General features: G+C 42.8%; 15 protein-coding genes and 1 other annotated feature. Of the genes, 2 read left to right on the top strand and 13 right to left on the bottom strand.

The window, feature by feature from the left end; all coding sequences use genetic code 11:
* Window positions 1-18: 18 nt before the first annotated feature.
* The 10 genes from ACKVDP_RS09620 to ACKVDP_RS09575 all read right to left on the bottom strand — a co-directional run bounded on the left by ACKVDP_RS09620 (window position 19) and on the right by ACKVDP_RS09575 (window position 8458).
* Window positions 19-363 carry a GIY-YIG nuclease family protein gene (locus ACKVDP_RS09620; RefSeq protein ID WP_409228618.1) on the bottom strand — a complete coding sequence of 115 codons (345 nt, stop codon included), beginning with the start codon at window positions 361-363 and terminating at the stop codon, window positions 19-21.
* A gap of 19 nt (window positions 364-382) precedes the next feature.
* Window positions 383-1129 (bottom strand): DUF2087 domain-containing protein, encoded by a 747-nt coding sequence (locus ACKVDP_RS09615; protein WP_409228617.1) that lies wholly within the window; start codon window positions 1127-1129, stop codon window positions 383-385.
* A 135-nt stretch (window positions 1130-1264) separates the two neighbouring features.
* Window positions 1265-1972 carry a B3/B4 domain-containing protein gene (locus tag ACKVDP_RS09610; RefSeq protein WP_409228616.1) on the bottom strand — a complete coding sequence of 236 codons (708 nt, stop codon included), beginning with the start codon at window positions 1970-1972 and terminating at the stop codon, window positions 1265-1267.
* A 35-nt stretch (window positions 1973-2007) separates the two neighbouring features.
* Window positions 2008-2508 carry a GNAT family N-acetyltransferase gene (locus ACKVDP_RS09605; RefSeq protein WP_409228615.1) on the bottom strand — a complete coding sequence of 167 codons (501 nt, stop codon included), beginning with the start codon at window positions 2506-2508 and terminating at the stop codon, window positions 2008-2010.
* A 124-nt stretch (window positions 2509-2632) separates the two neighbouring features.
* Window positions 2633-4069, bottom strand: a complete 1437-nt coding sequence (locus ACKVDP_RS09600; protein WP_409228614.1) for an amidohydrolase — start codon at window positions 4067-4069, stop codon at window positions 2633-2635.
* An 11-nt stretch (window positions 4070-4080) separates the two neighbouring features.
* The gene (locus tag ACKVDP_RS09595; protein WP_409228652.1) at window positions 4081-4803 is read right to left on the bottom strand and encodes an amino acid ABC transporter ATP-binding protein; all 723 of its coding nucleotides are present in this window, start codon (window positions 4801-4803) and stop codon (window positions 4081-4083) included.
* Window positions 4804-4810: 7 nt separating this feature from the next.
* Entirely contained in the window at window positions 4811-5473 is a 663-nt protein-coding gene (locus tag ACKVDP_RS09590) for an amino acid ABC transporter permease (protein ID WP_409228613.1), read from the bottom strand.
* A gap of 40 nt (window positions 5474-5513) precedes the next feature.
* The gene (locus ACKVDP_RS09585; protein WP_409228612.1) at window positions 5514-6377 is read right to left on the bottom strand and encodes a transporter substrate-binding domain-containing protein; all 864 of its coding nucleotides are present in this window, start codon (window positions 6375-6377) and stop codon (window positions 5514-5516) included.
* 57 nt (window positions 6378-6434) lie between these two features.
* Window positions 6435-6686 (bottom strand) — a binding site (T-box leader).
* Between the two features lie 91 nt (window positions 6687-6777).
* The gene (locus ACKVDP_RS09580; RefSeq protein ID WP_409228611.1) at window positions 6778-7962 is read right to left on the bottom strand and encodes a M20 metallopeptidase family protein; all 1185 of its coding nucleotides are present in this window, start codon (window positions 7960-7962) and stop codon (window positions 6778-6780) included.
* Between the two features lie 22 nt (window positions 7963-7984).
* Window positions 7985-8458, bottom strand: coding sequence for a flavodoxin family protein (locus ACKVDP_RS09575; RefSeq protein ID WP_409228610.1), 474 nt, complete (start codon window positions 8456-8458; stop codon window positions 7985-7987).
* Between the two features lie 161 nt (window positions 8459-8619).
* On the opposite strand from ACKVDP_RS09575, the gene speB reads away from it, so the two are divergent.
* Complete coding sequence (gene speB / locus ACKVDP_RS09570; RefSeq protein WP_409228609.1) at window positions 8620-9537, top strand: agmatinase; 918 nt, start codon at window positions 8620-8622, stop codon at window positions 9535-9537.
* A gap of 53 nt (window positions 9538-9590) precedes the next feature.
* On the opposite strand, the gene ACKVDP_RS09565 is transcribed toward speB, so the two are convergent.
* Window positions 9591-10433, bottom strand: a complete 843-nt coding sequence (locus ACKVDP_RS09565; RefSeq protein ID WP_409228608.1) for a nitroreductase family protein — start codon at window positions 10431-10433, stop codon at window positions 9591-9593.
* A 15-nt stretch (window positions 10434-10448) separates the two neighbouring features.
* Window positions 10449-11300 (bottom strand): pirin family protein, encoded by an 852-nt coding sequence (locus ACKVDP_RS09560; RefSeq protein ID WP_409228607.1) that lies wholly within the window; start codon window positions 11298-11300, stop codon window positions 10449-10451.
* A 186-nt stretch (window positions 11301-11486) separates the two neighbouring features.
* Here ACKVDP_RS09560 and ACKVDP_RS09555 point away from each other — a divergent pair, with 186 nt between their 5' ends.
* Complete coding sequence (locus ACKVDP_RS09555; protein ID WP_409228606.1) at window positions 11487-12842, top strand: deoxyribodipyrimidine photo-lyase; 1356 nt, start codon at window positions 11487-11489, stop codon at window positions 12840-12842.
* Between the two features lie 105 nt (window positions 12843-12947).
* Here ACKVDP_RS09555 and abc-f read toward each other — a convergent pair whose 3' ends face one another.
* Window positions 12948-14573 carry a ribosomal protection-like ABC-F family protein gene (gene abc-f, locus ACKVDP_RS09550; RefSeq protein ID WP_409228605.1) on the bottom strand — a complete coding sequence of 542 codons (1626 nt, stop codon included), beginning with the start codon at window positions 14571-14573 and terminating at the stop codon, window positions 12948-12950.
* Window positions 14574-14803: the final 230 nt, after the last annotated feature.

Here is a 14803-nt window from a genome sequence, read left to right as displayed (position 1 = left end):
TACTACTTTTGAAATTATCTAGTACAGTTTAACCCCTTCCTCCAATAGCCTTTCCTTCCACATGCTAAGAAGAAGCTCAAGCTCCTCCGTATAATCTCCTACCAGATCGTCTTCCCTGTACACAAGGGTCTCAAGAATCTCCATTTCAAAATCCTTCTCACCCTTGTCCTTCCAGTCCTCTTGAAGACCATTGTGCATATGGCTTCCGAAGTTAAGTGTAAACCTTGCTCTGTTGACTCCGCTTTTCAAGTTTCTAGTAGACTCAATATAGGTCTTTCCAGTTGACCTTGACCTGATCATATAGACACCCATGTCGGGTTTTGTTTCCTTATATTCCCTTTTCAATTCCCTTTTTCTATCCATGTTAACAACCTCTTTTTCATTATTTTAGCCAGTATTCTCTGCCGTCTCTTGTTCTGTCCATAAAACCGTACTCAATCAGATACCTTCTGATAACTGCATAATCATCAAAGATTTCCTTTATGATATCATTCATCTGGAGTTCATTATACTTCCTACCAGGTTCAAACTCCTGAGCTATCCTTCTCAGGATCACAATTTTCTTTTTCTCCTTGCCGGGAAATCTCTTAAGCTTAAGTGGCTCTAGACTTTCGAACTCAGCTCTTAAAACCTTGTCACTTTCCTTCTCTGTGATGACATACCTGTCATCCACCATCTTTGCAGAGCTGTGCACAGGAATTATCCTTTCTTCAGGATTCGCCTTCCTTTCAGATGCCTGTTCGTATATTGCCAAATAGAGCTTGGCCTGCTTGGCTTTTTCCCTAAGTGTAAATCTCTGGTTTCTTACAGTGGATGGTGATATGCCAAGCTCCTGGGCAATTTCCTTATCTGACATTCCAGTGTATATCTTCCATATCATATCCTTCTGATTTTCCGTTAGGGTATTGTACTTTGATTCACCAAAGAGCAGATCCTTTAGACTTCCCCCATGCTCAGTCTCAATGTGAAGCTTCACGGCCCTTGATGCTTCAAACAATCTGTCACCAAATTTATAGATCTCCCCAGGTTCGTAAAACTGGCTGCAATGGTTGCAGATATACCTCTTAGATTCCCGATCAAATCTGTATCCGTTTCTCAACTCTTCTATGGCAAGTTTTTCAAGTTCCATTTTAACCCTCCTTTGTTTGTTTTATTGATAAACATATCTTACTATTGTTTGTTTTTATTGTCAATATTTATTTTAAAGTTTGTGTTTTTAACAAACAAAAAGCACCCGGATCTATACCGGATGCTAAAGATATGTCTATTGAATATCTATTGTATTGTTATCCTTATCCACAATATGAATCTCATACTCTCCACCTAGATTCTCCTTAGCCAGGTCTGCCAGGTCATTCAGGGCTGCCTGAAGGTCTTCAGCTCTTGATGGGTCAACGGATTCTATGCATATGAATGCATTTGTGGTTTCTTCTGTAAGCATCGTCCTGACCGATTCCCTCCAGTTCCAACACCTGCAGATTGCTCCTGCTTCATCCTTGTAGACAATCTCCCCTTCAAAGGGTGGTTCACTTTTTTCAGAGCCAAGGGTTATAAAGTCTTCATCCCCCACAGCCTTGGTTAGCTTGATGTCCCCTGCAAATCTATCCATGTCCTCCCCTCCGCAGGGAAGGGCATATCTCAGTGATACGGAATTATATAAGTCCACCAATGGATTTATTCCTCCAATCCCCTTGCCGCTGTGGACTCTCTTCAGCAAGGCTTCTATTGATGATCTGGCACCCTTTTTTGTCTTGAATTTTTGAAATGCCTCTCTCCATACCTTTATTACCTGGTTGCTGCTGAAGTTATCGTCCGGCAAATGCTTAAGTGCATCCTTCTCAGCTCTTTTCAGCAGCTCCAGATACCTGTCTTCATCCTCCTTGGTGTTGTCTATTCCCTTCAGCAGGATTATCCCGATTTCGGCATGGGGAAATACCTCCCAGAAATCCTTCTCCACAATAAATCTTTTCATACTATCCACTCCCAATAATTTATCAGCTAAACCCTTCATAAAACTAACTGGTAATACTCCTCTTCCTTTTTTGTGGCGTCGCACCATTTCATTCCCACAAGCTGAAAGCCATATCTCTTAAGGATTTCTCCAGATGCCTTGTTTTCAATATCCACCATAGCATCCACTCTACTTATATCCAAACTGGTCCTGGCGTATTCAAGAGTTTCTTCGACAGCCTCCTTTGCATAGCCCTTGCCCCAATGTGCCTTGTTGAAGTGATACATAAGCTCAGCATCAGCTTCTCCCCTTGGGGGGTTGAATCCACATACTCCAATAAGCTCCCCATTCTCTTTCAGCTCCACTGCATATGGTGAAAATCCCATTTCTTCCTGCTGTTTAATATAGTACTCAAGGGATCTGGCCTCCTGCTCTCTTGTACCTGCCCCACCACAGTATTTCATGGTCTCAGAGTCTCCCCATATTTTCAGGAGCTCATCAAGATCCTCTTTCTGAAGCAGCCTTAGTCTAAGTCTTTTTGTTTCAGCAATTATCATTTTCTTCAGCTCCATAATTTTTATTGGAAATTACCTTCATACCATATTATACCAGTATTTTTGTTCACGAAACAAAAATAAGACGAGTAACATGATGTCTCCTCGTCTTGTACCAGATTCCTGTTTAGTATGTTCCAATGGGTGTCTTCAGGTCTTCAGGCAATGGACAGCTGTACTTACCACCGTTTTGTTTCTTTACAAATTCCTTTGCTCTTCCGATTGCATCCTCATCATCCATTGTTCTTATTGCAGACAGGGCCATGACCTTGGCTGCCACAAGCATTCCCTTCTCTCCGATTCCGCTTCCGGATTGAGCCGTCATCTGCCATGTGTGTCCCACATTTCCAACACAGGCTGTGGCAACATTGAAATTCAAGGTTGGAACAACATAGCTCACATCCCCCACATCGGTTGACCCTGATCTGTACCTTCTATTGCCAGGGTCCCAAGGATGTACTTTTGAGTCAAGGGGTTTCTCAAGGATCTCATCAACATTCTCATCCCCATAGCCTTCCTCCAGTTCCTCCCTGATTGCCTCCTGAGTTTTACTGTCATAGGATTGCAAAAACCCCTTGGCAAGCTCGTAATCCCCATCATTCCATTTGGGCGGACCTACCTCCAAAAAGCAGTCATTCCCTATTTGAGCCAAAACCGAGTTTGAAATGTAGTCCGAGAAGGCCATGGTTATGTCATACTCCATCGATGTCCCCGTCATTAGTGCTGCCCCCTTGGCAACATCCACAAGCCTTGCAAACAGGTCCCTCATCTGGGAAACCTTGGGAGCCCTCACTTCATACTTTACAAGACTTCTATCCTGTACTACATTAGGCGATACTCCTCCAGCATCCACATATGCATAGTGGATCCTTGCCTGGTCTATCATGTGTTCCCTGAGATAATTCACCCCTACGCTCATAAGCTCCGCAGCATCAAGTGCACTTCTTCCCAGATGCGGGCTTCCTCCTGCATGGGCAGTTGTTCCCTTGAACCTGAAGTTGGCTCCCATAATAGCTACGGTTCGGTCAGACTGAACCTCATTTCTAGTTGCTGGATGCCAAGTATATATAAAATCAGCCTCGTCAAAAATACCATCCCTTGCCATAAACTGCTTGGAACCAGCCCCTTCTTCAGCAGGCGTACCATAATAAATCACTGTTCCTACCCTGCCAGTTTCCTTCATATATTCCTTAAGGGCTATTGCAGCTCCCAGGGAGCCAGTACCAAGGAGATTGTGACCACAACCATGCCCTGGCCCATCCTTGATCAACTGCTCCTTCTGTGGCAGGCCCGGCTTTTGGCTAAGTGCATCAAGGGCATCGTACTCCCCCATGAAACCTGCTACGGGCTTGCCCTCACCATATCTTGCAACAAAGGCTGTCGGCATGCCAGCAACTCCTGATTCCACAGAAAACCCTTCACTCTCAAGGATTTCCATCAGTATTCCCGCTGACTTTTCCTCCATATATGGAAGCTCTGCAGCCTCCCAGATTTTCCTGCTGGCTTCCTTAAGGAGCTCTTCCTTTTCTCCAATGATTCTCTCTATAAACCTTAAATCATCCATTTCCTTACCCCCTACAAAATCTTACTTAAGAATTCAATTGTCCTTGGATTCTTGGGATTGTTGAATATATCCTCTGGATTTCCCTGCTCCTGTATTACCCCACCATCCATAAAAAGAACCCTATCACTAACTTCTTTTGCAAAGCCCATTTCATGGGTCACTATCACAATTGTCATTCCAGTTTGGACAAGGCTCTTGATTACATCCAGCACCTCCTTTACCATCTCCGGGTCCAGTGCACTGGTAGGCTCGTCGAAGAGAATAACATCAGGCTCCATTGCCAAAGCGCGCACTATGGCAAGTCTTTGCTTCTGTCCACCTGACAACCTTGTGGGGTATTCATCCTTCTTATCCGCCAGTCCAACCCTTACAAGAAGCTCTTCTGCGGCTTTTTCGGCTTCCTTTCTTGGAATCTTTTTTTCCAGTATCGGTGCGAGGGTTATATTCTCAAGGACCGTCAAGTGTGGAAATACATTGAACAGTTGAAAGACCATTCCAATGCTCTGACGGTGCAGGTCCACATTTACATTCTTATCAGCCAGATCCACTCCCTTAAAGATCACCTTTCCTCCTGTAGGTCTTTCAAGCAGGTTCAGGCATCTGAGAAATGTGCTCTTACCGCTTCCCGAAGGACCGATTATTGATATGACCTCTCCCTGGTATATACTCTCATTTATGTTTTTAAGCACCTTAAGGTCTCCAAAGGATTTGTCCAAATTTTCAACCCTTATCAGCTCTACCTTACTCATTGGCCTGAAGCCTCCTTTCAAATATGTCCAGTCCCTTGGACAGAACCGACGTCACAACTAGGTATATAATACCAACTATCACCAATGATGGTATTGCAAGAAAGGTCGCGGATTGTACCGTTCTGTAGGAGGTCATCAGCTCCTGAACAAAGAACACAGAGGCCAGTGATGTCTGCTTGACCATATTAATATATTGGTTTCCCAAGGCTGGAAGTATGTTTTTTATGGCCTGTGGAAGTATGATTCTTCTCATGGTATTTCTGTTGCTCATCCCCAAGCTCTTTGCAGCTTCTGTCTGCCCCTTGTCAACAGCCTGAATCCCGGCTCTTATTATCTCTGCCACATATGAGCTTGCATTTACAATCAGTGCAATCACTATGCATGCGGTGTCCGAAAGGGATACAGGAGAAATCTTCGGCAGAAGAAGCCAGAAGAAATATAGCTGCAAAAGTATTGGAGTCCCTCTTAATAATCCAATGTACAGGTTTGTTATTTTGTCCAAAATCTTAACCCTTGAAAGCTTCATGATTGCCAGAAGCGTCCCGATGATTGTGGCCACAAATACGGTGACTGCCGCAAGCCAGAGGGTTCCCACCAGTCCATTAAGGTATACGTAATCATACTTTGTCCAGAGCTGAATTATTGTACTTATCATTGTTTATCTCCTTTATGTCCAGTCGTTCCTTGAGTATATCCTACAATCCAAGGCTCTTTGCATACTCTGTAAACTCCATGTGCCACTTGTCAAACTCTCCTGACTCCATAACCTTGTCGATTATTCTGTTCATCTCTTCAGTCAGTTCATCCTCTCCCTTTGGCATACCAATCCTGGTACCGGAGGTTGATTCATCCATGAAGAATTCGAAGTTATCCACAACCATCAGGTTTGCTCCAGGGTTAGCGTCTATGTATAGCTGAGCCATTGGAATGGAAGCTGCACATACATCGGCCTTGTTTTCCTGGACCATGAGGAATCCGTCGGTTGTAGCAGATACCCTCTTGAATTCCTTGTATCCTGGAACCTGGTCATTTACAAACATCTCCTGCAAGGATCCGCTTTGGGCCACTATTACTTTTTCAGAGATATCATCAGGTCCCTTTATAGAATCCTTATCCTCTGCCCTGATTAGAAGTCCGTGTCCTGCTCCACCTTCAGGGAAGAAGTATCCCTTTGACATATTCATAGCCTCAGCTCTTGCAGGTGTAAAGGAAAGTGCTGATATTGCCATATCATATTTTCCTTCCGTTACACTGCTAAGCACTGCGGAAAATTCCAGAGGTATTATCTTAAGCTCCACACCAAGCTCATCCGCTATGTACTTGGCAAACTCAACATCACTTCCAACATATTGCTCCATCCCATCCTTGCTTGGATCTATAAATTCATAGGGTGCAAAATACGGTTCCATTACTACTTCAAGATATCCTCTTTCCTTAATTTCCTCCAGCCTGTTTGTTGCATCTTTCTCCACACCAGCACTTGCAGTACACCCTGATATAAGCATTGAAAGTGCCAGTACCACCACGAAACCCATTATTCCTCTTCTTTTGATCATCATTTACAACATCTCCCTTTAAAAAATTCCAATTAAAAAACTCCCGCCCAATAGTCTATACTAAAGGACGAGAGTAATTCTCGTGGTCCCACCTTAATTTGACAATGTCTCGCGACATCATCCTCATCAGGTACAAGCTTCTATACCCCTGCATTTATAACGGGTGCAGATATCCGAATAAAACTACTTGCCTTGCGGCTTTCATCCACCAGCTCGAGGATGTGTTCATCAAAGGACTGCCATACATTCACACCAACCATGTACTCTCTTTAAGCCTTCACATTGATTACTCTTTCCTGTCATCACATTAGCATATTAAATTAATATTAATAAGAATAACACGGATATTTTGATTTGTAAACCCCAAAGTTGAATTTATTTTCATGCAACAATATTTTGGGTATTAATCATTTTCCTTGTCCATGAGATATCTTGTTGCAGTATGTGCATAAAGGGCTGCCCCTATATGTAGAGCTTCTTCATTCAATACCATTCCAGGATTGTGTATGGATAGAGCATACCCCTCCTCAATACTTCCCACCCCAAGGTTTATCATCACTCCCGGTACCTTAGCCGCAACAGAAGTGAAGTCCTCTGTTCCAACCGCTATGGGAATCTTGTTGAGATTCTCCTCACCGATTACTTCTTCACAATAGCCAACGATTTCATCTGTCAGTTCAAGGTCGTTATATAGTGGTCCCATTCCATACCAGAATTCAACCACAGCTTCACCTTTATATGTTCTTGCAACGTTTTCAGATACTTCCCTGACCCTGTTTTTCAGATACTCTCGCTTCTCCTCTGTGGTTGCCCTTACAGAAACCTCCAAATCCGCATTTCCCGCTAGGGTGTTTACAGTGTCCCCGCCACTTATCTTACCTACAATCACAACGGCCTGGTCATTGGTTGGAACCTCTCTAGCAATAATCTGCTGCAGAGCTATGACGATGTGGGCAGCGATGCTTATGGCATCAATCCCCTTATCCGGAGTGCTCCCGTGAGCGTTTTTACCCTTCACGTGTATTTTTATGGCATCCCCCGAGAAAAGGGCAGGTCCCCTGGCATATGAAATGGTTCCTGTTTTTGATATTTCATTCCCTACATAAATGTGCATTGCTAACGCTGCATCAACTTTTGGATTCTCAAGGACACCTGCCTCTATCATATCCACTGCTCCTGCCAGCAGCTCTTCAGCAGGCTGGAACATAAGCTTAACTGTTCCATTAAGGTTCTCTTCGTTTTCCTTCAAGAGCTTTGCAGCCCCAAGAAGCATGGCAGTATGTGCATCATGACCACAGGAATGGCAGAAGTCATTTTCTGATTCAAATGGTAGTCCTGTTTCCTCCTTCATTGGAAGGGCATCCATATCCGCCCTTAGAAGAAGTGTCCTCCCTTCTTTTCCTATTGTTGCAGATATTCCGCTTTTACCTACCCTTACTGGTTCAATTCCGTATTCTTTAAGCTTGTTTTCAACAAATTCAACGGTTCTTTCAAGCTCAAAACCCGTTTCAGGGAATCTATGTATCACTCTTCTGTTTTCAATAATTTCTTCATTGATCTTCTTCGCCATTTCGGTATAATCATTCATTTTATCCCTCCTGATCTATATTTCATATGGAATCAACCACTTCTACTATAAACTCTTCCGCTCTATTTATATCCTTTACATCTGGGTGACCCCGGGAAAGTTTTCCAAGGGCATCAAAAATCTTTTTATCTGTAAACTCAGAGGCTACAAAGCTTCCCTTGCAGGCAAAGCTACCCTTTACATTTGCCCCCTTCTTCCGAAGGAGCTTAATTAAACTGTTGTTGTAGTATTTCATCCCCACTCCGCTGGTTGAGAAGACAAACACGTCCTTACCTTCCAAATCCAAATCCTCTACCAAGCTATATAGTCTGTGTGAAAGTGTTTCTCTATATACGCCAGATCCAAAACCTATTAGGGAATATTCTAGAGTATCGGGTGCTTTATTGTCCATATCCTTAATATTCAACAGTTCCGCTTTAATCTTCTTGGCAATTTTACCTGCTATCATTTCAGTGTTGCCTTTGTAGTCCGAACAGTATAATATCAGCGATCTCATATTTGCCTCCAACTCCAACCTGCTATAAGGTTAAATATCCAGTCCCTCTAACCAATATTATAGCAAGGTATTGTCAAAAAGTCTTTTGTTTGACAGCTGTTTATGCAATTTGCTTTCATATATGCTAAAATGCATGTATATACTATACAAAGGGGCTGTGGATGATGAAGGAAACAAAGGATATGATAAATGACAGAGACTTGTGGGCCGGGTTGAACAATCCTGACCTATCTGTTGATGAAGCAGATATTGTTGTGTTTGGACTGGCATATGATGGGGCGGCATCCTTCCGGCAGGGAGCCAAGGATGGCCCAAAATCAATCAGAGGCATCACATATTCAATCACTCCAACAACCGAGGACTTTGAGCTGCTTGATAGCTTAAAGGTTCTGGACCTGGGAGACTTTCATGGAGATGACCAGATTGCACTTTTTGATGAGGTTAAGGAGAAAGTCAGTGAAATTGTCAGAAAGAAAAAGTTCTTTACAATGCTTGGGGGTGATCATTCCACTTCAATACCTATATTCCAGGGAATAGATGACGCATTGGACGAACCATTTGGCATTATCCATCTGGATGCACATTTTGACCTTAATGACCAATTGGCCGGCAGCAGACTATCGCATGGTTGCCCGGCAAGAAGATCTACTGAGCTGAAAAACGTTGGCAGTGCTGACAACATATATTTCGTAGGCATAAGATCTGTTGAAATGGACGAACTGGACTTTATGAAAAACAATAAGGTCAATGTAATCAATGCACGAAAATTTAACGAGATAGGAATAGCAAATGCGATAGATGAGGTCTGTGAGAAAATGAAGAAATTTAATCATGTATATGTTACGGTTGATATTGATGTCTTGGATCCTGCATATGCTGCAGGCACTGGAACCCCTCAGTTTGGAGGTCTCTCAAGCAGAGAGCTGCTTGAATTCTTAAGGGGAATTTTCAAGCTTCCCATAATTGGATTCGACGTTGTAGAGGTTGCACCCAATCTGGATTCTTCACTAACCTCGAGCTTCGCAGCAAGGAAAATAATTACAGAATGCTGGGGACATTACAGCAGAAACATAAAATGATAAACAGGGTTCTTCCAAATATTTGGGAGAACCCTGTTTTCAACTATATTATTCTATTCCCTTATCCACGAGATAACATATTCCATATTTTCAGGCAAAGCTATGCCTGGGTCTGATTTTGAGTCAAAATATCCCTTTATTCCCTTCTCTTGAACAGACAAATCGAAGTGGGCGGCTGCGATGCCCATATCCACCCTTTGTATGTCGTATGGGAATCTATCGCTGTAGCCAGGCTCTCTGTCCTCGTAGAAATGGGCCTCCCCATCCAATACAACTATCCTCCAGGGCTGCTTGTTTGAAGCGGAGGGTCCAAGCCTGACCATTTCAAGGGGAAACGCTAGATCACCAGCCTCCTCCTCAGTTAAAGGAGTTGAAAAATCTCCTTTGAAAAACATGTCTTTCCAAGGTTTCCTCTGGTCTGCCTTGATTACCTTTCTCATGGCCATTTCCTTAATGTGCTTCTTCCCGGCGGCATAGCCATAGGGCGTAATCACAGGGAAGAGGTCTCCTTCATTTACCTTCATCGCTTCCGCAAACCCTTTTCTATCAAAGGTCCCACCAAGCCAGCAGGTTCCAATTCCAAGATGGGCAAGATAGAGTATCATTACCTCAAACTCGTACCCTAAAGCTTCAAGAGCCATTTCTTCCAGCTTAATTGTTGTACCGATATACTGTCTGGCTCCCTTTATGACACCATAGGTCCCCAGTTTCTCCGCATCCTTCATGTCATTTCCATCCAGATAATGAAAGTTGATATTCTTACCAAAGGGATTATCAAGACCTGATATAAAAGCCTCAATCATATCTCTCTTTTCAGCTTCAATTTCTCTATCATCGTAATTTCTAACGCTATATCTTTTTCTAACTGCATCCTCAATGTTGAAATCTACCTTCATCTGCAACACTCCTCTTTATTTGTCACTGTAGTCTATTCCATCCTGCAGGAATGTACCTTGTCTCAGATCTGTGAATGCCTGTCGCAAATCCTCCTGATTGGTCATGACGATTGGACCTCCCCAGGCCACAGGCTCATTTAAATGGTCTGAACTCACAAATAGTACCTGAGCCAAATCTTTTCCATTGTTTGCTATTGTAACCTTATCGCCCTCTGTCAGCCTAACAGCAGTCTTTTCCTTAACCGGTTCATCCCCAACCTTTATTTCACCAATAAGTGTAAAAAGCATAATGGCTTTATCCTTTGGTGTATCAACTGTTATTGCTGCTCCCTGGTTTATGTGTATATCATAATAATCCAAAGGTAGATGAGATGATTTGAAGCCTTCGACATCCTTGTATTGGCCTGCTAGAACCCTTATCTTTCCGCCATCATAATTTACCTCCTGTATCTGGGAATTCTTTATGCTGTGATATGCCGGAGGGGTCATTTTCCTATTTCCAGGCATGTTCAGCCAAAGCTGCACTCCAAGAAGTCTTTCACTTTCAGGTAGCCTTTCCTCATGGAGTATTCCCGAGCCTGCAGTCATCCACTGAACCTCTCCATCACCTACAGTATCTGAATTCCCCAGTGAATCCTTATGCATCATTTTGCCCTTGTAGACATAGCTTATTGTTTCAATCCCTCTGTGGGGATGCAGTGGAAATCCGGCTATGTAATCCTTTGGATTTCTGCTGTCAAATGAATCAAGCATAAGTATGGGGTCATAATCCTCAACAGTCTGATGTCCCAGCACCCTTACCAGTTTTACACCTGCACCATCCTGGGTCTGGAATCCTGTAACCTTCTTTTTTATCTTTCTATCCATTGTACTACCTCCTATATTTTTTCAGTAATGACATTCTGACCTTAAGCTTCTCTCGTACATATACCCACATACAGGGAAAATCCATTAAATCTTTTTAGCTATGCCGATTATTTCTACCTATCGGCATCCATAAAATATAATTTGGGTATAAGTTACTAAATATAAAACCAGGAGGATTCTCAAATTATGCAACCCGAAAGAATACAATCACTCAACAAAAAGGAACTATCCGATAATCCCTATGTCATATATTGGATGCAAAGCTCACAGAGGGTTGATTGCAACCATGCTCTCCAATATGCGGTTGAAAAGGCAAATGATCTTGACAAACCTCTTTTGGTTTATTTCGGTGTCACTGACAATTTCCCAGAGGCCAACTGGAGGCATTATCGTTTTATGCTAGAAGGGCTTAGGGAAGTCAAGATGGAGCTTGAGAAAAGAAAGGTAAAAATGATCATAAGAAAAATCTCTCCCGAGAGAGGGGCCGAGGAACTCTCAGCCTATGCAGCCTTGATTGTCGTGGACAGGGGGTACCTTAGGATTGAAAGGCAGTGGCGAGATTATCTTTCAACCCATGCAGAATGTCCTGTTGTACAAGTTGAGACAAATGTAATCGTCCCAGTAGAGACGGTCTCTGACAAGGGGGAATATTCCGCTGCAACCTTAAGACGAAAGCTTAACAAGCTTCTTGATAGATTTGCTGCTCCTTTGGAGGAGGAGGAGGTAAAAATTTCCTCCTTGAATTTGGATGTAGGTTTTGATGAACTTGATGTTGAAGATTTGGATACAGCTTTTGAAAAGCTCAACCTTGACAGGACGGTCAAGCCTGTGGATAGATTTATTGGAGGTACCAACCAGGCCAAGGTATTCCTTGAGGACTTCATTGAAAACAAGCTTTCAAAATACAGCCAGCTTAAAAACGACCCCTCTCTTGACTATTCGTCAAATTTAAGCCCCTATCTTCACTTTGGGCAGATCTCACCTCTATACATCTACAATCGATTCCTTGAAATTGAGGATGATAACAAGGCAGACTTCCTGGAGGAGCTGGTTGTGAGACGAGAGCTTAGCATGAACTTCGTATACTACAATGGTGGGTATGATACCATTCATTCACTTCATGAATGGGCAAGGAATACACTGGAAGACCATAAAGGGGATGCGAGAGAATATATCTACTCCCTGGAGGACCTCGAAGGAGCACATACCCATGACCCATATTGGAACGCAGCCCAGATGGAAATGGTTCTTACCGGCAAAATGCATGGATATATGCGAATGTACTGGGGCAAGAAAATCCTTGAATGGAGTAAAACTCCTGAAGAGGCTTATAATGCAGCCATTTACCTCAACAATAAGTACAGTCTTGACGGAAGGGACCCCAATGGCTTTGCAGGTGTTGCCTGGTGCTTCGGAAAGCATGACCGAGGTTGGAAGGAACGGAATATCTTCGGTAAAATAAGATATATGAACGACAAGGGACTGGAAAGAAAATTTGATATGGAAAGCTATTTGGAAAAGGTTCAAAGACTGTCTCTATAAAATGATGGTTCTCACTTTTTCAGGGAACTTTGCCAAACAAGAAGAGTATTACTCCATTTATTGTAAAAGTCCCATCACCTTATACTTAGAGGTAATGGGACCTTCCTATTTAACTCTGTTCAGTTTCCCTAAAATATCTTTATATTCCAATTCAAGAGCCACCAAATCATCCTCCTTTGAAGGCATTGATATCCTGCTGATGATCTCAGACAGACGGTTTTTAAGGACCATAATCTGTTCTTGCCCATGATCCACCGATTTATCCTTTCCTTCCCTGTACTCCTCATAGCTTTCCTTGTATAGCTTAATCTTTCCATTTTCGATAGTCATTATCTGGTCAGCAACATTTCCGATAAACTCCCTGTCATGGGAAACAAAGAGCAGTGTTCTGTTGTACTCCTCCAATGCTTCCTCCACTACTTCCAGACTTGTAATATCAAGATAGTTGGTAGGTTCATCCAGAATCAGCATGTTGAAATCCGCCATGAGGATCTTGGCAAAGGATACCTTGACCCTTTCCCCACCGCTCAATACTTTAATCGTCTTGTGGACTGAATCCTTTCTAAACAGGAGCCTTGCAAGTAAAATCCTTGCAAAGGTTTCAGGATAGATGCTGTTCTCCATAACATTTTCTATTATTGACCTTTCTTCCTTCAGTATGCTTAAATCCTGACTGAAATATCCAATCTTTGCTGATTTCGCAACATTTATTCCCTCTTCCCTATCCATGATCATCTTAATAAGGGTGCTCTTTCCACAGCCATTGGGACCGAGTAAAGCAATCTTTGCTCCATTATCAACCATAAACTCTGCATCATCAAATATCCTCTTGCTGCCAAAGGATTTATTAAGACCTTTCCCTTCAATAAGAATTTTACTATGGGTTTTGCTTGAATCCGGAATGTCAAATTTTACTCTGACCGGTTCCCTGGGCTTTTCCTTCTTCTCCATATGCTCGATTCTTTTCTGGATATTTTTGGCTGCACTGTCCAAGGAAGCCTTTGCCCTCTGACCTCCCATCTTGTGAAGCCTTGCTTCGGAGTTACCCATTCTCTTGGGCGCCTGCCTAATTGAACTGCTCTTTCCCTTTACTTCTCCAATGGCTGACTGCAGGCGTTTTTTCTCATCCACGTACTCCTGATACTCAAACTTCGCCCTTTGGATTTCCTGTGCCTTCTGGTCCCTGTAGGCAGTGTAATTTCCCTTGTAGCTTCTTAACTTGCCATCCTCAATTTCTATGATCTTGTTACATAGCTTATCCAAAAATCGTCTGTCATGGGAGATTAAAACGAGAGTACCCTTACGGGAGCCGAAGCAGTCCTCCATCAGCATTATGCTTTCCAAATCTGCATTGCTCGTAGGCTCATCTGCAAACAGCATCAGCGTGTTTTCCTCAAGGGCTGCAGCAACCTTGAACCTTGTTTTTTCACCACCGCTCATGGATTCCTTCCACTGGCTACCCACCCCAAACCTGGATGCCATTTCTTCGCTTAACCTATTCTTATCAGGAGATTCAATCTGGGAAATATAGGAGCTGCTTCCATGGATTCTTACAAAGCCCTGTTCTGGATCAATCATCTTACTAATTATATTGAGCAGGGTCGTCTTACCCGAGCCATTTACTCCAACAATCCCCACACGGTCACCTTCATATATCTTCAAGTCATCAATCTCAAGAATCAGCCTGTCACCGTAATACTTCTTAATATCCTTACACTCTATCAACAACATAAAAATCCTCCCTGTGTCTAGAGAGGATAGTACATTTAAACATCATATGCCAAACCACCCGTTTTCACTGAATGGATACAATCCATTTAAAGCAGGTAATCCTTAGGCAAACATGTCTACATACAACAAATATTATACTATCCACTCATTAGTCTAAATCTGCACACATCAACAAAACCTGTTACAGGTTTCTGATATTTGCATTTAGTTTCTTAAAGAAGTGGATCTTA

Origin of the sequence: Gudongella ferriphila (assembly GCF_046224405.1) — a bacterium.
Classification (GTDB): Bacteria; Bacillota; Clostridia; order Tissierellales; family Tissierellaceae; genus Gudongella.
This window is presented reverse-complemented; position numbering and strand designations above follow the sequence as displayed.

Coding starts and splice junctions, on each gene's coding strand:
- abc-f (WP_409228605.1), bottom strand. CDS start 14,573: ATGTTGTTGATAGAGTGTAAGGATATTAAGAAGTATTACGGTGACAGG.
- ACKVDP_RS09605 (WP_409228615.1), bottom strand. CDS start 2,508: ATGATAATTGCTGAAACAAAAAGACTTAGACTAAGGCTGCTTCAGAAA.
- ACKVDP_RS09590 (WP_409228613.1), bottom strand. CDS start 5,473: ATGATAAGTACAATAATTCAGCTCTGGACAAAGTATGATTACGTATAC.
- ACKVDP_RS09585 (WP_409228612.1), bottom strand. CDS start 6,377: ATGATGATCAAAAGAAGAGGAATAATGGGTTTCGTGGTGGTACTGGCA.
- ACKVDP_RS09580 (WP_409228611.1), bottom strand. CDS start 7,962: ATGAATGATTATACCGAAATGGCGAAGAAGATCAATGAAGAAATTATT.
- ACKVDP_RS09600 (WP_409228614.1), bottom strand. CDS start 4,069: ATGGATGATTTAAGGTTTATAGAGAGAATCATTGGAGAAAAGGAAGAG.
- ACKVDP_RS09560 (WP_409228607.1), bottom strand. CDS start 11,300: ATGGATAGAAAGATAAAAAAGAAGGTTACAGGATTCCAGACCCAGGAT.
- ACKVDP_RS09620 (WP_409228618.1), bottom strand. CDS start 363: ATGGATAGAAAAAGGGAATTGAAAAGGGAATATAAGGAAACAAAACCC.
- ACKVDP_RS09615 (WP_409228617.1), bottom strand. CDS start 1,129: ATGGAACTTGAAAAACTTGCCATAGAAGAGTTGAGAAACGGATACAGA.
- speB (WP_409228609.1), top strand. CDS start 8,620: ATGATGAAGGAAACAAAGGATATGATAAATGACAGAGACTTGTGGGCC.
- ACKVDP_RS09555 (WP_409228606.1), top strand. CDS start 11,487: ATGCAACCCGAAAGAATACAATCACTCAACAAAAAGGAACTATCCGAT.
- ACKVDP_RS09575 (WP_409228610.1), bottom strand. CDS start 8,458: ATGAGATCGCTGATATTATACTGTTCGGACTACAAAGGCAACACTGAA.
- ACKVDP_RS09610 (WP_409228616.1), bottom strand. CDS start 1,972: ATGAAAAGATTTATTGTGGAGAAGGATTTCTGGGAGGTATTTCCCCAT.
- ACKVDP_RS09565 (WP_409228608.1), bottom strand. CDS start 10,433: ATGAAGGTAGATTTCAACATTGAGGATGCAGTTAGAAAAAGATATAGC.